At 70.5% G+C, this 16,403-nt stretch carries 16 protein-coding genes; 10 read left to right on the top strand and 6 right to left on the bottom strand.

The window, feature by feature from the left end; all coding sequences use genetic code 11:
* Positions 1-37: 37 nt before the first annotated feature.
* Both I3V78_RS22095 and I3V78_RS22090 read right to left on the bottom strand, forming a co-directional pair.
* A complete protein-coding gene (locus tag I3V78_RS22095) occupies positions 38-1,297 on the bottom strand; it encodes a metallophosphoesterase family protein (RefSeq protein WP_204490436.1) in 1,260 nt (419 codons plus the stop codon).
* Positions 1,298-1,320: 23 nt separating this feature from the next.
* Positions 1,321-1,467 carry a hypothetical protein gene (locus I3V78_RS22090; RefSeq protein ID WP_204490435.1) on the bottom strand — a complete coding sequence of 49 codons (147 nt, stop codon included), beginning with the start codon at positions 1,465-1,467 and terminating at the stop codon, positions 1,321-1,323.
* Between the two features lie 143 nt (positions 1,468-1,610).
* Here I3V78_RS22090 and I3V78_RS22085 point away from each other — a divergent pair, with 143 nt between their 5' ends.
* From I3V78_RS22085 to I3V78_RS22070, 4 genes are all read left to right on the top strand, one after another.
* Positions 1,611-2,879, top strand: a complete 1,269-nt coding sequence (locus I3V78_RS22085) for a hypothetical protein (protein ID WP_204490434.1) — start codon at positions 1,611-1,613, stop codon at positions 2,877-2,879.
* 3 nt (positions 2,880-2,882) lie between these two features.
* The gene (locus I3V78_RS22080) at positions 2,883-4,067 is read left to right on the top strand and encodes a hypothetical protein (protein ID WP_204490433.1); all 1,185 of its coding nucleotides are present in this window, start codon (positions 2,883-2,885) and stop codon (positions 4,065-4,067) included.
* Between the two features lie 33 nt (positions 4,068-4,100).
* Entirely contained in the window at positions 4,101-4,829 is a 729-nt protein-coding gene (locus I3V78_RS22075) for an OB-fold protein (protein WP_204490432.1), read from the top strand.
* 160 nt (positions 4,830-4,989) lie between these two features.
* The gene (locus tag I3V78_RS22070; protein WP_239576521.1) at positions 4,990-5,541 is read left to right on the top strand and encodes a hypothetical protein; all 552 of its coding nucleotides are present in this window, start codon (positions 4,990-4,992) and stop codon (positions 5,539-5,541) included.
* On the opposite strand, the gene I3V78_RS22065 is transcribed toward I3V78_RS22070, so the two are convergent.
* Positions 5,531-6,877: a sensor histidine kinase gene (locus I3V78_RS22065; protein ID WP_204490431.1), complete on the bottom strand. Its 1,347-nt coding sequence runs from the start codon at positions 6,875-6,877 to the stop codon at positions 5,531-5,533. The genes I3V78_RS22070 and I3V78_RS22065 overlap by 11 nt on opposite strands.
* Before the next feature lie 175 nt (positions 6,878-7,052).
* Between I3V78_RS22065 and I3V78_RS22060 the strand changes: the two genes are divergently transcribed.
* The gene (locus tag I3V78_RS22060; RefSeq protein ID WP_204490430.1) at positions 7,053-7,829 is read left to right on the top strand and encodes an N-acyl homoserine lactonase family protein; all 777 of its coding nucleotides are present in this window, start codon (positions 7,053-7,055) and stop codon (positions 7,827-7,829) included.
* Between the two features lie 3 nt (positions 7,830-7,832).
* Here I3V78_RS22060 and I3V78_RS22055 read toward each other — a convergent pair whose 3' ends face one another.
* The 3 genes from I3V78_RS22055 to I3V78_RS22045 are packed head-to-tail and all read right to left on the bottom strand — an operon-like array spanning position 7,833 to position 11,382.
* Entirely contained in the window at positions 7,833-9,212 is a 1,380-nt protein-coding gene (locus I3V78_RS22055; protein WP_204490429.1) for an ABC transporter permease, read from the bottom strand.
* Positions 9,209-10,645: an ABC transporter permease gene (locus I3V78_RS22050; protein ID WP_204490428.1), complete on the bottom strand. Its 1,437-nt coding sequence runs from the start codon at positions 10,643-10,645 to the stop codon at positions 9,209-9,211. The genes I3V78_RS22055 and I3V78_RS22050 overlap by 4 nt, the downstream gene beginning before the upstream one ends.
* A complete protein-coding gene (locus I3V78_RS22045) occupies positions 10,642-11,382 on the bottom strand; it encodes an ABC transporter ATP-binding protein (RefSeq protein WP_204490427.1) in 741 nt (246 codons plus the stop codon). Before I3V78_RS22045 ends, I3V78_RS22050 begins: the two co-directional genes overlap by 4 nt.
* 320 nt (positions 11,383-11,702) lie before the next feature.
* On the opposite strand from I3V78_RS22045, the gene I3V78_RS22040 reads away from it, so the two are divergent.
* From I3V78_RS22040 to I3V78_RS22020, 5 genes are all read left to right on the top strand, one after another.
* On the top strand, positions 11,703-12,911 hold the full coding sequence (locus I3V78_RS22040) for a DUF8189 domain-containing protein (protein ID WP_204490426.1): 1,209 nt from the start codon (positions 11,703-11,705) through the stop codon (positions 12,909-12,911).
* A 110-nt stretch (positions 12,912-13,021) separates the two neighbouring features.
* Positions 13,022-13,729 carry an alpha/beta hydrolase family protein gene (locus I3V78_RS22035; RefSeq protein WP_204490425.1) on the top strand — a complete coding sequence of 236 codons (708 nt, stop codon included), beginning with the start codon at positions 13,022-13,024 and terminating at the stop codon, positions 13,727-13,729.
* Between the two features lie 133 nt (positions 13,730-13,862).
* Entirely contained in the window at positions 13,863-14,252 is a 390-nt protein-coding gene (locus tag I3V78_RS22030; protein WP_204490424.1) for a hypothetical protein, read from the top strand.
* A gap of 130 nt (positions 14,253-14,382) precedes the next feature.
* Entirely contained in the window at positions 14,383-15,294 is a 912-nt protein-coding gene (locus I3V78_RS22025) for a hypothetical protein (protein WP_204490423.1), read from the top strand.
* 10 nt (positions 15,295-15,304) lie between these two features.
* Complete coding sequence (locus I3V78_RS22020; RefSeq protein ID WP_239576520.1) at positions 15,305-16,303, top strand: thioesterase domain-containing protein; 999 nt, start codon at positions 15,305-15,307, stop codon at positions 16,301-16,303.
* The last annotated feature ends 100 nt before the right edge of the window (positions 16,304-16,403 follow it).

The following is a 16,403-nucleotide window of genomic DNA, read 5'->3' as shown; positions in this document are numbered from 1 at the left end:
CACCATGCCACGGGAGGCGGTCCGCCGCCGAGGGGCTTCAATCCAGGGCGCGGGGCGACACCCGGGCGCGGCCCTCCAGGGACGCGCGCGCCACGGCCACCTGCTCCACTTTGTAGCCTGGAAGCGCCCGGAACAGCAGCCACTCGCCGCTCGCCAGGGGCCCCTTCACCAGCTGGCCGGAGTCCTGGAGCTGCCGGCCCAGGGGCGAGCCGTCGTCCCCCCGCGGGTGCTGGAAGTCCTGGCGCTCGCGGCGGCCATCGTCCAGCACCACCTCGCCCTGCACGCACACGCTGTCGTCGCGCAGGAAGATGCGCGAGGCGCCCTTCACCCGGCCGTAGGAGTTGTCCCCGAGAAGGAGCTCGAAGTCGTCCTCGCGCAGCAGCGAGGGACAGTCCCCGCTGGGCGTGTGCCCCACCACCAGCCGGTGGAGGCCCTCGCGGGCCAGGGTGGCGATGAGTCCGGGGGACGGCAGCCCGGGGTGGTTGATGGCATCGGCCATGCGCCCGTACACCACGCTGGCGGTGTTGACGCGCGTGCGGGGCACGGGGGCCTGGTAGGCGATGAGGGGCTCCCACGCGGGCGTCCCGTCCGCCTCCAGCCGACCCTCCACGAAGTCGCGCACCTGGGACTGGTACCAGCGGTTGAGGGCCTCGCCCCAGGCGTCCACGCCCTCCACGCGGCCCACGTGCGTGGGCACGTACCCGAGGCTGTCCTCGTGCAGGCCGCCGTGCAGGAACAGCGTGGCGCCGATGCGGTGCACGAGCCGGGCCGCGGCGAGGTAGTCGCGCATCGGTCCGCCCGGGGCCACGTCCTCGAGGAAGCTGTCCACCACGGCCTCCTCGCTCACGGAGGCGTCTTCCCGAGCCAGCTCCTGATGGCGGAACTCGAAGGCGCCCTGGGCGCCCATGGTGTTGGCGAAGATCCAGCGCAAGAGCGCGGGCCGGGGCCCGTCGCGCACCTCCGCCGGCGTGCGGGCCAGGGGGTGGCCGGTGAGCTCCCGGCCGAGCCGCAGCTTGTTGATGTCGCGGTTGCCCGCGAGCAGCACCACCTGGCCGGGCTGACGGCGCCAGGCGTCCACGAGCACGCGCAGCACCCGCCGGCCGTCCGGGCCCCGGTCCACGGCATCGCCGCCGAACACGAACGTGGAGCCCGGACGCACCACGAGCCGGTCACCCGCCTCGAGCGACACGTGGGGGTTGCCCTGGCAGAAGCTCGCGAGCTTCTCCCAGAGCCCCTCCACGTCCGAGAGGTAGGCGACGGGGTGATCGACGATGGGGGGTGCCCGCGGCGAGCCCATGGCGCGTGAAGTGCCGCGTCAGCTCACGGGCAGGGCGTCGAGCACATCAGCTGGCCGGTGATGGGGTGCTTGTAGCAGGTCGGCGTGCAGTCACCGGCCTGGGCGGACACGGACACCCCCACGAAACCCAGGGACAGGACGGCGGCGACGGCGAGGACGAGACGCTTCATGGGATGGCTCCAAGCAAGAGGGACGGCGGGCGCAGTCTACCGGCAGAAACACGGGGGCGCCTCCACGGATTCTGCACGAACAATCCCCGGGGGCTGCACGGGGGCGCCATCCGCCGTGCACGGCGCGGGTCCACTGTGGGCCCATGAACCTCGACCCACCGCTTCCGCCCCGTGCCGCCCCGTCTCCGCTCAAGCGGACGCTCCGGGGACTCGGGCGTCACCATGTCCTGGGCAGCCTCGCCATCGTCGTCTTCGCCACCGCGGTCATCGCCAGCCAGGTGGTGGACCGGGCGGACTTCGCCAGCTCGGAGCTCGCCAGCGACGTGCGCGAGCGCTGGGGCGCGCCCGTGGTGCAGCCCGCGCCCTCGCTGCGCTACGTGCAGAGCGGCACCCTGTTCACCGAGCTCAAGCCCCTGCCCTTCGAGCAGCAGCACGTGCAGGTGCGCGCGGAGATGAACTACCGCAAGCGGGGCCTGCGCTACTTCTCCGGCTTCGACTTCGCGCTCTCGGCCGACTACGCCGCCGTCAACCGCGAGGGCCATGACATCGACGTGGCCTTCATCTTCCCCATCGAGGTGGACAAGTCCCAGGTGCTCCTGTCGGAGCTGGCCTTCCTGGTGGATGGCGCCGAGTCGGCGTTGGACCTGGGCGAGGCCGGCAACCGGCTCGTGTGGACGGGCCGCATCCCCCAGGGGACCACGCGCCACTTCTCCATCCGCTACCGCGCCCGCGGACTCGACTCGTTCCTCTACAAGCTGGACCCGGCCCTGCCCGCGCGCGACGTGCGGCTGCACGTGGCCGTGCAGGGCGGCGAGACGTACGACTACCCGGCCCAGGTGCTCGCCGCGAGCGAGGTGAAGAGCGGCGAGGGCACGGTGGTGCTCGACTGGGCCTTCCAGTCCCTGGAGTCGGGGGTGAACCTGGGCGTCATCCTGCCCTCGGTGGAGGCCTATGACGCCCTCATCGCCACCATGGCGGGCCGCGCCTGGGTGCCCTTCCTGTGCCTCCTGGCGCTGCTGGCCGCCTTCAGCCTGCACCACCGCCGGCCGCTCGCCTTCTACGAGTCCTGGCTCGTGGCCGCCGCCTTCGGCTTCTTCTTCGTGCTGCTCGCCTACCTCGCGGCCTTCATGAACTTCTACGTGGCCTATGCCGTATCGCTCGGGGGCATGGGCGCCGCGGGGGTGCTCTACGTCTGGCGCCTCTATCCCCAGGAGCGCGTCTGGCGCCTGGCCGCCGCCTGGGCCGCCACGCTGGGCGTGCCCACCGCCGCCGTCCTCCTCCAGGGCTATACCGGCCTCATCTACACCCTGGAGCTGCTCGCCGCGCTGCTCGGCCTGATGGTGCTGTCCACCCGCGCCGAGGTGCGCGCCCTCCTGTCGGATCTCCCCCTCGCCGCTCCGGAAGCGAAGTGACCCATGTGGACCGCCCTCTCCTCCCTCGTGCTCGGTACCGTCCTGTCCGCCGCGCCCGCCGCCGCCTCCGGCACGGGCTCGGTGACCCTGCCCCTCTCCGACCTGTTGGCCCTGCACGAGCAGCAGCAGCAGCGCACCGACGCCCCCACCCCGCCCCCCGTCGCCGCCCTGGTGGTGAAGAGCCAGCTCAAGGGCCGGCTGTCCGGGGACGCCCTCCGGGTGGAGGGCCACTTCGAGGTGGAGGTGCTCGCCGGGGACACCTGGACCGAGGTGCGCCTGCTCCAACTGGACCCGGACACGTACCTCACCGCCCTGCCCTCGCTGGACAAGGCCACGGTGGCCCCGCTGGGCGGGTACCTGAGCCTGGTGACGCGCGAGCCCGGCCGCTATGCCTTCGACGTGGGCTTCACCCTGCGGCCTCCGGCCACGGGCGCCGAGCGCCAGGTGCAGCTGCGCTTCGGACCCCACCTGCCCCCCGTTCCCTTGCGGCTGGAGGCGGACGCCTCGGCCTTCACGGTGACGGAGCCGCCGCTGGGCGGGAGCGAGGGCGCCGAGGTGTACCCGCGCCAGGGCGCGCTGCGCGTGGCGTGGCGCACGGCCGCGGAGCCCAAGGTGGCCCGGCAGGCGGTGCGCCCGCCGCTGGAGCCGAGCATCCCCGAGGCCCGGGCCACCTGGGTGTCCACGCTGGAGGGCAAGGCGAGCCTGCGGGTGCGCTACGCGCTGCGTCTGGATCGCGAGCAGCCGCTGGAGCTGACCCTGCCCGAGGGCTACCACCTGGAGCGGCTGCTCCTGGACGCGGTGCCCCTGGCGCCCGGTGAGCCCCAGGACGGCCGACTGCGGGTGCGGGTGGCGCCCACGCGCGTGGGGGAGACGGAGGCCACCCTGGAGGTGGTGCTCACGCGGGACCTGGGGGTGTTCCACTTGTCGGGACGGTTGAACCTGGCGCTGCCCCGGGTGTCGTGGCCGGTGGCGCGGCTCCAGGCGCGGGCGCACTTCCCGTCCGTCTTCAACTACCGGCGCGAGGGCGGCAGCATGGAGCCCGTCGAGGAGTCGGCCCCGGACGAGTCCTCCTCCGACATGCCCCTGCCCGGCAAGGTGCTGCGCTTTCGCCAGTACCTCGTGGCGGCGTCCGCCCCCACGCTCGAGCTGGGCTATTCGGTCGACATCTCCCAGAGCTACTTCCGCTAGGGTGTCGCCCATTCATTCGTGAGGGAGGTCGGCGTGACGCGTGCGTGGTGGGTGCTGGTGGCGGTGGTGCTGGGGGGGGTCGGTTGCAAGAAGGAGGCACCCGCCTCGATGGAGCTGGTCCGCGCCTCACCGGATGCCCTGCTCGCCTCCTTCGACGCCACCGGCAAGGAGCTGGAGGTGGTCGGCCTGGTGAAGGACATCCGCGACGCCGGCGGGCTCTTGACCGTGTCCCTCGAGACGCGCCACGCCTCCCGCACGGTGGCGTGTCAGGCGGACGCGGCCCAGTCGGTGGCCGTGGGTCGGCTCGTGCAAGGCCAGCTCGTGGCGCTGCAGGGGCTCGCCCGGGGCGCCCAGGGTGAAGACATCCTGCTGGACCGATGCCGGGTGAGCTGGACGGGACCGTCGCCCCGGACGGATCCCCCCGGGGGACGCGAGGCCGTGCGCGCGGCACGTTCCCTGGAGGTGTGCCTGATTCCCATCCTCGTGGACAGGCAGCGGCGCGGGGGCCTGACCCGGCCGGACGGCAAACCCTCCACCGAGGCCACCTTCCGGCAGATGCACCCCGAGGAGTTCCAGCGGCTCGAGGCCGCCGCGAAGTCCGCCCGCGCGGAGCTGGCCACCCTGGGCCTCACCGCGCTGTCCTGCGAGCACCCGCTCATCCACCTGCTCAATCGCTGTGAGAGGGGCTCCACGCAGGAGCGCGGGGGCGCGGAGTGCGCGTCCCGGTACGTGGTGGAGATCCGCGACCTGCTGCCCCACTGACGTTCGGGAGGCTCGACGGAGACGGGCCTAAGCCGGAAAACAGAATTAACGTTATTTTCTTGTAAAGACCGGAAGATTCAGGGATATCCCCGGGCGACCAACTTGAGCCCTCCCCCTCCACATGGTTGACTTCCGGGGTCGGTTTCCCGAGGGGTGACACATGATGGGCCGTGGAATCCGCGCCTCGGCGGTCGAGGTTTTGAGCCTCAACATCCAGTCGCTGCTCGGGACGTACAACGTCCTCAATGGCGAGGTGCAACGCATCCTCGCCTCGCACGGCATCGAATTGGAGTCCGACAGCTCCCGGCGCTGGTACCCGCTCGAGGCCATCATCCGGAGCCTGGAGGACATCCGCGAGCGCATCGGCACCCATACCCTGAGGGCCTTTGGCTCGCAGGTGCCGCGCATGGCCATCCTCCCTCCGCAGGTGGACACGTTCGAGCAGATCCTTCCCCTGCTCAATGACGCCTACCGCAGGAACCACCGGGGCGAGGGCGACATCGGGGGCTATCACTATCAGCCCTTGAAGAAGAACAGCGGTCGGCTGCGCAGCGACAATCCCTATCCGTGCGAGTTCGATCAGGGCTTGCTGGATGGCTTCCACGCCCGCCTGCCGCCCCGGAGCAGCGCCTTCCAGTTGCGGATCGTGCACGCGCCGGAGGGCTGTCGCTCCCGGGGCGCCGAGGCCTGTACCTACGTGCTCACCTGGTGAGCCAGGGCTCGTCCCGGGGCATCCGCACGGGCACGGGCAGCCCGGGGGCCTCGGGCAAGAGGAGCACGAAGCGCGCGCCGCCCGGATGATTCTCCGCCTGGAGCGTGCCCCCCACCCGCGCCACGTACTCCCGGCACAGCGCCAGGCCCAGGCCCGTGCCCTTGCCCGGGGGCTTGGTGGTGAAGAAGGGCTCGAAGAGGTGGGGCAGCACCGCCTCGGGGATGCCCGGCCCGTTGTCCTCCACCTGCACGCGCACGCCGCCCTCCTCGCGCCGGACCCGCACCTGGATGCGCGGTCGCCGCACGGGCCGCGCCGATTCCACCGCGTCCCCGGCGTTGATCAGCAGGTTGAGCAGCACCTGCACCATGTGCCGCTGGCCCAGCCGGACCATGGGGAGGCCCGACGGCAGCTCCAGCACCACCTCGCCGCCGTGCAGCCGCATCGCCGCCAGCCGGGTCGCCTCGGACAAGGCCTCCGGCAGTCCCCCCCGCTCCTCCGGAGACGTGCCGGCGCGCGAGAAGCCCCGCAGGTCCTCGACGATCTGCTGGATGCGCAGCACGCCCTGCTGGGTCTCGTCGAGCATCTCCTGGAGCTCCTCGCGCCCGAGCGTCCCTCCGCCGCCGCGCGTCTCGCGCTGCAGGTAGCTCAGGTTGGCCTTCACATAGGCCAGGGGGTTGTTCACCTCGTGCGCCACCCCGGCGGCCAGCTGTCCCACGAGCACCAGCCGCTCCACCTCCGCGCGCGCTCTCTCGGCCTCGCCGCGCAGCCGCTCGCTCTCCGCGAGCCGTTCGAGCGCCCGGAGTCGCTCCTGATGGGCCGCGACATGCGAGTGGAGGATGTGCCGGTACATGCGGGTGCCGTAGAGCGCCAGGCCCAGGAAGATGCAGAAGCTCGTCACCGTGAGGATCTGCTTGGGCAGGGGGACGCCGCCCCACGCGTTGAAGAGGAGGATGGCCAGCAGCGAGCTGACCCCGCCCACCACCGCGGGCAGGCGGCTGTCCGGCGAGTACACGGCCTGGAGGAAAGGCAGGGCGATGAGGATGTGGAAGTAGGGACTGTTGGCGCCGCCGCTCAGCAGGATGAAGCCCGTGAGCCCCAGGAACGCGAGGGCCGCGGCGGCGGTGCCCGTCCATTTCAGGGACAGCCGGTCCGCGCCCAGGCCGATCCCCATCAACACGAAGATCAGGACCCACGCGGACTGGAGGAGGATGAGGTTCACGGACCACGCGCCCAGCACCGCGCAGTGCAACACCAACCCCAACACCAGGCCCCCCGCGCCGATGAAGTAGTTCGTGCGCTGCATCCGCAGCAGGTCCGTCTTCCCAAAGGACAACATGTGCTCACCCCGACTCTCCGCGCCCGTCAACCACGGCCACCCATGATGGGCCAAGTGTCCCCGCCGTGAACCTGGACCCGGGTACACGCGCGCGGGCCCCGACTGTTCGCTTGAGCGCGAAGGAGCGGCGCCTCCGGCTGCATCCGGGCCGCGTCCCGGTGACACTCGGCGGACCATGAGCGCCGTGCGCCGCCTGTTCATCCTCCGCTGTGGCTATGAGATCCTCCCCCGCTCCGTGTCCCTCCGAGGCGCGGATCCCACCGTCATCCTGTGCGAGCCCGTGTGCGCGTACCTCCTGGACACGGCGCACGGCTGGGTGCTCTTCGACACGGGCGCGGATCCGGCGGCGCTGAAGGATCCCCTCCGCCGCCAGCGGTTCCAGGGTCCTGGCTGGGTCGCCCCGCCCGTCATCCTGCCCGAGCACGAGCTGCTGCCCCAGCTGGCCCGGCTGGGGGTCCAGCCCGAGGACATCCACGCGGTGATCCTCAGCCACGTGCACTACGACCACACGGGCCACCTCAAGTACTTCCCCCGGGCGAGCATCCACATCCAGCGCCGGGAGTACGCCTACGCCATGGGTCCCCACGGCAACCCGGCGGTGTTCGATGAGGACTTCCGGCTGCCGGACCGCGACTGGCGGCTGGTGGACGGGGACTGGGAGCTGATGCCCGGCGTGCGCGGCGTGCTGACGCTCGGCCACATGCCGGGGCACCAGTCCCTCGTCGTCGAGTTGCCCCGGAGTGGCACGAAGATCCTCGTGGCCGACGCGGGAGACCTGCGCGAGAACTTCGAGCGGGAGATTGCCCCGGGCGAGTGCGAGGACCCCGCGCTGGGGATTGCCTCGATCCGCAAGCTCAAGGCGATCCGCGACGCCTCGGGGGGAGAGCTCGTCCTGCTGCATGACCCGGACGAGGTGCACGCCCGGCCCCTGGCCCCCGCCTGCTACGATTGAGGGTCACTGCCCTTCCCGAGCCGCGAACGAGGACAGCGCGCGGACCCCTCGAATGGCGGCACCGCAGGCGAGCGCCGCCAGCACCAGCAACCCGAGCATCGGCGCGAGTGGCAGGGAGGCGCTCGACGGCCGGGGTTCGTAGCGGGGCAGCTGCTCGAAGTCGGCCCGTTGGAACGGCCGCTCGTGGAACAGGTACGGGTAATAGAAAGCGCGCAGCCGGGTATGGAACGCCTCGATGCCCCGCTGGTAGGCCAGCTGCGCCCGCAGGTCGCTGTCCGCGGCCCGGTGGAGGAACGTCTGCACGGCGGCCGCCGGGAGCACCCAGCCGAGCCGGGCGGCCCATGCCTCGCGCGCCGTCAGGCTCTGGCGGTAGTCCGCCACCTCGGCGGCGACCCCGTCATCCCCCACCTCGTGCATGGCGTAGTACCACTTCCAATGGAAGCGCCCGAGCACCGGCGGCGTGTCGCGCCACTCCGGATGCTTGACGAAGAAGGGCCGGAAGGTCTCCTCCTTGGGAATGTCCCAGGCCCGGTGCACCCGCTCGCGCTGGGCCAGGGTCAGGTCGACGCCTTGGGCCACGGGGAGGGCGCGGGAGATGACGGCGTTGGCCAGCGCGGGCGCCAGCAGGGTCAGCGCGATCCAACAGGCCATCAGCGCCGCGCCGTTGGCCGCCGAGCCGCGGCCTCGCGCGGAGACCCAGAGCGACAGCGCCGACCAGAACGCCGCGTAGAGCGCCGTCGCCAGGGCGATGGTCAGGGTGCCCGCCACCGGGGCCCGGGCGATCACCGCGCCCACCCCGAACGGGACGAGCAAGGCGCCCAGGACCAGCAGGGAGCGCAGCAGGCCGCGGCGTCCCCAGACCCCGAGGCCCGAGCCCGGCAGGGAGACCAGGAGCCGCAGCCGCCCCGCCTCGCGCTCGCCTGACACCAGCTCGTGCATCAGGGCGATGATGACCAGGGGCGCCAGGTAGATGAGCACGAAGGCGAAGTCGAACGCGCCGGGGAGCGCGAGCTCCGGGTTCAAGGTCTCGGACTCGTAGAGTTGGGACTGCAAGCCCAGCAGCCGCACCCGCAGGACATAGGGCTGCACATCCCGCTGGCCCATCGCCGCGAAGGCCAGGGGCGATGGAGGATCCGTGGTGAGGTGGAAGGTGTAATAGGCGGCGGAGCCCGCGTCTCCCTCGGGCTTGCCGTACTCCCGGGTCACCGCGTCCAGGTCCTGCCCCTGCGTGGCTTCCACCCGCTCGATGATGGCGGCCTGCCGGGCGGTCGCCGCGAGGCCGGCCGCCACGGACAGGGCCGTGAGCAGCAGCAGCAACAGCAGCGCGCCCACGCTCAACGGCGCCCGGAGCAACAATCGGAGTTCCACGGTCCAGGTGCTCATCGCGAGGCCTCCTCCAGACGCCGGGCCGCGAGGCCACAACCGACGAGCAGCGCCACGAGCCAGCAGACCAGCACCAGGAGACTGGCCTGGATGCGGTCGCCCGCGAGCTGGAGCACGTCCGGTGGCCGGTAGGTGAAGCCGGGCAGTGTCTTCCAATGCTCGGCGGCGATCCGAGGGTCCGCGCCGGCGTTCTGGTTGGGGATCTTCGTCACCTGCAGGAGGTTGAGCGCCTGGACGAAGGCGTAGCGGTGCCGCTCCACCTGCTCCAGGAAGTCCTGGTGGCTCTCGGTGTCGGTGGCGGCCAGACTCATGGAGAGCTGGCGCACGGCGATGAGCGGGCTGAGCACCCCGAACCGGCGCACGAGCTGGTTCTGCTCGGCCTCGCGGGCGAAGGCGTCCCGCGCATGGCGATCGAACAGTCCGCTCGTCATGCGCTCGCCCTCCATGGCGACCAGGCCCGCCCACTGGACGGGAAGCGCCTCCACCGAGTCGACGCCATAGTGGGCGAGGGTCTTCGCCTTGAACTCGGAGAAGTAGGGGTCGTCCGGATCGTGGCTGTCGCCGAGCCGCTTGAGTTCCTGATGAATGGCCACGTCCGTCTCGATGCGCGTGGGCGTGGGGACGCGTGCCACCGCGAGCTCGGGAAGGAGCCGGGGCGCGAGGATGACCACGCCCATCCAGGCCGCCACCAGGACGATCATCGCGTCCCGGGCGCGCCGGACCCGCAGCGACACGAGCAGGGCCCCCACCGCCCAGATGGACAGGTAGAGGAGATAGCCGGACACCAGCAGCAGGCTGGGCATGGGGGGCACCCAGCCCGCGAGCCCCGCGGCCGTCAGCACCAGGAGCGCCGGCGCGGCGATCGCGGCCACCACCCCGGCATGGGCCCCCAGCTTGCCCAGGGCGAGCTCGGACGGGCGCAAGCCCTGGGCCAGCAGGAGCCGCAAGGTCCCCTGCTCGCGCTCGCGGGCGACGGCCCCGAAGGCGAGGAAGACGATGAGCAGCGGCGCCAGGGTCTGCAGCACGAAGGCCGGCGTCAGCTGACCAAACCGCAACAGCAGCGAGGACTGCCGCGCCTCGCTGAAGTTGGCGCTGTTCTGCCGGTGCCCTTCCAGGAACACCGTGTTGCCGGTGAAGCCATCCACTCCCGGATCGAAGAAGGCCAGGGCCGAGAGGGGCCGGAAGACGAACTGCCCGTAGTGCACCATCCGGTGCGGGTGTCGGTCCGGCTGGGCGTCGAACGCCTCGTCCGCCGTGGCCTGGTAGCGGGCCCGGGCCGCCCGCGTGGCATCGCGCTGCTCCACGCCCAGGAGGGCGGAGGTCACCAACAGGGCCGCGAGCGTGACGCTGGCGATCATCGCCACGCGGTTGCGCGCCAGGGCCCGCAGCTCCTCGGCGGCGACTCGGAGCACCTTCGTGCGGTGGGCGCTCATGCGGCCTCCCCTGCCCGCGCGTAGCGCTGATGCAAGGCCCGGACGTCGAAGCGCTCCGCGCCGGTGGCGGCCAACTCCTCCTCGAGCCTGCCCTGGGCCAGGAAGCCGATCCGGTCGGCGATCTCCGCGGCGCTCAGCAGGTCGTGCGTCACCATCAGGGTGGCGACCCCGCGCGCGCGCGCCGTGTCCAAAAGCCGGTTGAAGTCCCCGGTCGCCCGGGGATCCAGGCCCGAGGTCGGCTCGTCCAAGAGGAGCACGGGCACCCGCCGGGCAATGGCCAGCGCGATGGCCACCTTCTGGCGCATGCCCTTGGAGAACCCGCCCACGCGCTTGCCCCAGGCCTCGTGCACCAGGCCCACCGCCTCCAGCGCCGCGTCGATGTCCGACGGCGCGCGCTGCTCACTCCCCGCGACGGTCAGGAAATAGTCGAGGTTCTCCCGCGCGCTGAGGTGCTCGTAGAGGGCCACGTTCTCCGGCACGTAGGCCAGGCGCGAGCGCGCGGCCTGGGGATCCGCCGCCACGTCCTGGCCACACACCCGGGCCTGTCCCGCCGTCGGTCGCACCAGGCCCAGGAAGATGCCGAGCGTCGTCGACTTGCCCGCGCCGTTGCCGCCCAGCAGGGCGTAGATCCGCCCAGGCTCCACGGTGAAGTTCAACCCCCGAAGAACGGTCTTCGAGCCATAGCGGTGCTCGAGCCCAAGGGCCTCGAGCCCGCCGGTATTCACGATGTCGGACATGCGCTCCTCGCTCCGAATGAACCGCGACCACCCGCGGCCCCCCGTCCCATCACGGGGATTAAATGCAACACGGTGGCAATTGCAAGGCGGTTGTCGGAGAGTGGGGGCGCCTTCACGCGAGGCGAATGGGAACCGCTTATCGGGCGGATGATGTTTCCGCCCTGCCCTGTCAGCGGAGGGTCCTGACGCGCCAACGGGAGGACGGACACGTCAGGCGAGGCCCCTCCGAGAGGAAAATGGGCCTGGGCCTGCTGGGAACGGGATTTGCTGTGGGTCCTCCCGCACGTCGCGACACCCATCCCAGCCCCGAGGAATCACAGATGGAACAGCAGTCCTGGAATCCGTTCTCGATCGCCGATGTGAACGTCCGACTGGAGACGCACTGGTGGGGCTTCACCCTGCACCTCAACGAAGCGGCGACCCAGCTGCTCGAGCAGATCGACAAGTGGGAGGGCTACCTGGTGAAGGTGCTGGGCTCGGAGTTGGGGCCCTGCGCGTCCCTCATCAAGTACTACCTCAAGGCGCGCAACCTCATCATCAAGGCCGAGGATCAAAACGGACTGGGCGTCCGGCTGGTCTCGCCCTGGATCATGCCGACCCTGCTCGTGCCGCTCCCGGAGACCGGGGGCCATGTCGACGACTCCCAGCTGCGGTGGTCCGCGTTCGACCCCAGCAGCGGTGCATGGGGACCCGAGCAGAAGTTGAGTCATGTCTACGCGGAGTATGGCGCCGAGCTGGCGGTCTTCCAGGACAAGCTGTTCTGCGTCGCCCGAGGCGGCGGCAGCGACAGCCACCTCTGGTGGATGACCTTCGATGGCGAATGGTCCACCTATGAGCAGGTGGGCGGTTCTGTCTTTTCCGCGGATGCCCCGGGCCTCGCGGCCTACCAGGGCAAGCTGCACCTCGTCGCGCGCGGTGGCGGGAACGATCAGACCTTCTGGTGGTCGACCTTCGATGGACACGGCTGGAGCGGCTACCAGCAGATCCTCGGGGGACATGCCACGTCCCAGTGTGGCCCGGCGCTCGTGGAGTTCCAGGGCAAGCTGCATCTCGTCGCGCGCGGCTCCGGCTCGGACTCATCCCTCTGGTGGACGACCTTCGACGGCCACGGCTGGAGCCGCTACCAGCAGATCCATGGAGATCGGGCCTCGTCCATCTGCAGTCCGTCGCTCGTGGTCTTCCAGGGCAAGCTGCACCTGCTGGCCCGAGGCTCCGGCAAAGATCAGTCGATCTGGTGGATGACGTATGACGGAAACACCTGGACGACCTACCAGCAGATCCGCGGGGGCCACGCCTACTCCCAGTCCAGTCCGTCGCTCACCGTGTTCCAGGACACGCTGTACCTCGTCGCGCGCGGTGGCGGGAAGGATCAGACCCTCTGGTGGACGACCTTCGACGGTCAGGGCTGGGGGCAGTACCGGCAGTCCGACGGCGTCCACACGTGGATGCGCCCGCGCATCATCACCTACCGCCATCCCTCGGGAACGCGCGATCAGCTCCTGTGCGTGAACCGCGGCATCGAGACCTGAAGGGAGTGGCGCGCCACGCCGTCCCGGGAAAGGCTTTGACACCTGAATGAAGCGTCATTCATGTTCTCCGGGTGAGCCCGTCCCCTGACGGACGAACCCGGAGGAGCACGATGACGAAGCGACTGATGAGCGCGGTGGCCCTGCTGTCCGTCTTCGCGGTGGTGGGAGGCGCGGCGTCCGCCGAGGCGGCCTGCCAGGACGCGGTGGTGCTGGTGCACGGCAACGCGGGCAAGCCGGCGGACTTCGACAACACGTACAACGAGCTGCTGCGCCGGGGTTACGCCGCCGGGGACATCTTCCGGCCCAACTGGGGCTCGAAGACGTGCGCGGCGTGCAACGATCATGACGGCTCGGAGCTCGTCGCGGTGAAGGACGCCATCAACCAGGCGCTCGCGCGCTCGTGTACGGGGAAGATCGACGTGATCGGCCACTCCATGGGGGTGACGTTGTCCATCAAGTCCATCCTCGATCTGGGCGTGGCCGGCCGCGTGGACGCGTTCGTGGGCATCGCGGGGGCCTACCGGGGCCTGTGGAGCTGCGGCACGTACCCGTACAACGTGGTGACGTCCACGTGCGGCTACCACGGCCTGTCCATCAGCAGCCCGTTGCTCAAGGGCATCGCCGGCAAGCGGATGGCCAGCCGCATCTATTCCATCAAGAGCAACAGCGATCAGATCGTCTGCTCCACCCTCGTGTGCACGGTCAACGGCGTGCACTCCAGCAGCATCGACAACGAGAACGCGTCCTACACCTACAACACGGGCCACTTCGGGCTGCTGACGGACACGGCCACCCGGCAGGCGGACCTCATCCAATAGGCGCGCCGCCTCCCCGTGTTGACAAGCCTTGAACAAGGCTTCTACGGTCCCAATCACCTGGAGTGACAAAGTGTTCACTCAGGTTGCCGCTCGGAGGCGGCAAGTGGTCCAACACGAAGGGAGATCATCGGTCATGGCGCACATCTTCGGAAAGCTCGCACTGGCGTTACTCGCAACGGGAACGGTCACGGCTCCGCCCGCCCTGGATGAACAAGGCGCGGAAGACGCCATGGAGACGGCCGCCGTCGCCACCAACATCTGCTCCAGCGCTCCCACACCGGCCGGCTGGGTCGACATCCAGTGGTACTACTCGGCGGGCTGCGGCACGGGCTCCTTCGCGCCGAACACCAAGCGGATCCAACAGATCTCCGGCGAGCCCATCGGCGCGACGGTCAACGCCTGCAACACGACGCCGATCCCGGCGGGGTGGAGCCAGCTCGACTACTACTATTCCAGCAATTGCCAGTCGGGGAGCGTGGGCAGCCTGAACCCGAACACCCGGATGTTGAAGCGCGTGTATTGAGCCGCGGCACCGGGTGAGCATTCTCCAGGCCGCGGTTTCCGGGGCACCTGCCTGGAAATCGCGGCCTTTGTTTCGACACCGCGTCTAGGTTCGACCTCTCCAAGGAAAGTGGCTTGGACAAGGAGTCGACATGGACGTGCGGTGGAGCAAGTCGTGGGGGGCGCGGATGTTGGCGCTGCTGGTCGTCACGGTGGGGGCGCCAGGAGCCTGGGCACAGCAGCAGCAGCAAGGCGCGGGCTGCGCGGATGGGCAGCGCGAGGGCTTCGTCGATCAGGCGCGCTACCCGAACATCGCCGGCTGTAGCGGCGGCTGGAGCATCGCGGGCGTGCTGATCTCCACGCCGGGCATCAAACCGTATTGCCCCCAGTCCCCCTTGAACGCCACGGACAAGCCCGCCTGCAAGCGCGCCGGCGGCGATGATGGAAAGAACCCCTGGGGCGAGGGCTGCAACGTGGAGGACCTGTGCGCCTCCGGCTGGCACGTCTGCGCCGACACGCATGACGTCGAGGCCAATTCCCCCACGGGCTGCAAGGGCGCGACCCGCTCGGGAGATCCCGCCCTCTTCTTCGCCACCCGCCAGTCCGGCACGGGCCACGGCGTCTGTGCCACGGGCACGGACACGGGCCCCAAGTGCGACAGCAGCACGGGCGTCCCCACGTGCAAACCGACGACGCGCACCAGCAATGATCTGTTCGGCTGCGGCAACCTCGGCGCGCCGGCCGGCCCGGCGTGCGGCGTGCTCGACCGCTTCTCCCACGATGCCTGCTCCTCCCTGGGCGAGCCCTGGCTGTGCGGCCGGTCCCCCGAGTACTGCGAGGCGCAGATCGTCCGCAAACCCCATCCGGGCCGGGGCGGCGTGCTGTGCTGCCGCAAGCGGATGGAGGTGGCCCGGGGCGCTCGCCCCGCCCGCCCGGCGCTGGTGGGCACGGACCTTGCTGACGCGAGCACGCATGAGACAAAGCCCGCGCCAAACACCAGCGATTCCCCGGGACGTCTACGAGCTGCGGCTCTGGCGGATCTGGTCGGAGCATCTGCGCCGTAACGACTTCGGGATGAAGGACGATTTCTTCGCCCTGGGGGGTGACCGCGACACGGCGGAGGCCCTTCGCGCCGAGATCGTGACCCGATTCGACACACCGCTCTCGCGCGAGGCCTTCCTCGATGCGCCGACCATCGAGCGCCTCGGCTGCCTCCTGCGCGCCCATTCTCGGAGCCTCAACGAGGCGCCCGTCGTCGAACTCCAGCCCCACGGCCCGAAGCGGCCCTTCTTCTTCCTGCCCGGCGGCGAGGGGACCACCCTCAACGCCTACGCGTTCGCGCGGCGCATGGGGCCGGATCAGCCCGTCTACGGGCTCCAGAGCCGGGGGCTCTATGGAGATCGCCCCCCGTTCAGCCGGATCGAGGACATGGCGGCCGATCACCTCGAGTCCCTGCGGACCGTACAGCCGCGCGGCCCCTACCTCCTGGGCGGCCATTGCGCGGGCGGCTGGGTCGCGCTGGAGATGGCGCTGCAGCTCCAACGCCGAGGGGAGCAGGTGGCCATGCTCGCCGTCTGTGACGCCTGGTCCCCCGCGATCGTGGGTGCCCGCATGGCGAACGAGACCTTCCTGGACGATCTCGTCGAGTTCTGTGCCATCGCCGCGGCGGGCTTCCGGTACTGGTTCGGTGCGGACCTGCGGCTCGACAGCGACGAGATGCGGGCCCTCGCGCCGGAACAGCGCGTCGCGCACTTCATGCGACTGGCCCGGGAGCACGGGGCCTATGCGCCCGACGAGCCCGACACGCGCTTCGAGCGGCTCCTGGCGGTCTTCCGCTCCTACCCACGGGCGGGCTACGTGCCCACGGAGCGCTTCCAGGGGCCGCTCACCTTCCTGCGCGCGATCGACAGCAAGTTCTGCGAGACGCCCACCGAGGGCTGGGAGGACGTCACGACTCAGCCGCTGCGCTTGCGCATGGTCCCGGGCAACCACGTGTCGCTCCTGACCGAGCCACATGCGGAGGCCGTGGCCCACGAGGTCCGCGCCGCCATCGCGGAGTCCGGGGTGTCCTGACGCTGTCACGTCCGTGGCGTGTCATTGGCGTGTCAGCCCAGACCGCATGGGAGCGCCGCCGCGGCGGTGCCTCCCGTGGGGGTGATTGGTACGGGCATTG

The sequence above is a fragment of the Archangium primigenium genome (assembly GCF_016904885.1).
In the GTDB taxonomy this organism is placed as follows: Bacteria; Myxococcota; Myxococcia; order Myxococcales; family Myxococcaceae; genus Cystobacter; species Cystobacter primigenius.
The sequence above is the reverse complement of the archived record's forward strand: the minus strand, read 5'-3'. Positions and strand labels throughout refer to the sequence as shown.

What these genes read in the sequence shown, in the direction of transcription:
- I3V78_RS22095 (WP_204490436.1), bottom strand. Translation starts at nt 1,297, where the DNA reads ATGGGCTCGCCGCGGGCACCCCCCATCGTCGATCACCCCGTCGCCTAC.
- I3V78_RS22090 (WP_204490435.1), bottom strand. Translation starts at nt 1,467, where the DNA reads ATGAAGCGTCTCGTCCTCGCCGTCGCCGCCGTCCTGTCCCTGGGTTTC.
- I3V78_RS22085 (WP_204490434.1), top strand. Translation starts at nt 1,611, where the DNA reads ATGAACCTCGACCCACCGCTTCCGCCCCGTGCCGCCCCGTCTCCGCTC.
- I3V78_RS22080 (WP_204490433.1), top strand. Translation starts at nt 2,883, where the DNA reads ATGTGGACCGCCCTCTCCTCCCTCGTGCTCGGTACCGTCCTGTCCGCC.
- I3V78_RS22070 (WP_239576521.1), top strand. Translation starts at nt 4,990, where the DNA reads ATGATGGGCCGTGGAATCCGCGCCTCGGCGGTCGAGGTTTTGAGCCTC.
- I3V78_RS22065 (WP_204490431.1), bottom strand. Translation starts at nt 6,877, where the DNA reads ATGTTGTCCTTTGGGAAGACGGACCTGCTGCGGATGCAGCGCACGAAC.
- I3V78_RS22060 (WP_204490430.1), top strand. Translation starts at nt 7,053, where the DNA reads ATGAGCGCCGTGCGCCGCCTGTTCATCCTCCGCTGTGGCTATGAGATC.
- I3V78_RS22055 (WP_204490429.1), bottom strand. Translation starts at nt 9,212, where the DNA reads ATGAGCACCTGGACCGTGGAACTCCGATTGTTGCTCCGGGCGCCGTTG.
- I3V78_RS22050 (WP_204490428.1), bottom strand. Translation starts at nt 10,645, where the DNA reads ATGAGCGCCCACCGCACGAAGGTGCTCCGAGTCGCCGCCGAGGAGCTG.
- I3V78_RS22045 (WP_204490427.1), bottom strand. Translation starts at nt 11,382, where the DNA reads ATGTCCGACATCGTGAATACCGGCGGGCTCGAGGCCCTTGGGCTCGAG.
- I3V78_RS22040 (WP_204490426.1), top strand. Translation starts at nt 11,703, where the DNA reads ATGGAACAGCAGTCCTGGAATCCGTTCTCGATCGCCGATGTGAACGTC.
- I3V78_RS22035 (WP_204490425.1), top strand. Translation starts at nt 13,022, where the DNA reads ATGACGAAGCGACTGATGAGCGCGGTGGCCCTGCTGTCCGTCTTCGCG.
- I3V78_RS22030 (WP_204490424.1), top strand. Translation starts at nt 13,863, where the DNA reads ATGGCGCACATCTTCGGAAAGCTCGCACTGGCGTTACTCGCAACGGGA.
- I3V78_RS22025 (WP_204490423.1), top strand. Translation starts at nt 14,383, where the DNA reads ATGGACGTGCGGTGGAGCAAGTCGTGGGGGGCGCGGATGTTGGCGCTG.
- I3V78_RS22020 (WP_239576520.1), top strand. Translation starts at nt 15,305, where the DNA reads ATGAAGGACGATTTCTTCGCCCTGGGGGGTGACCGCGACACGGCGGAG.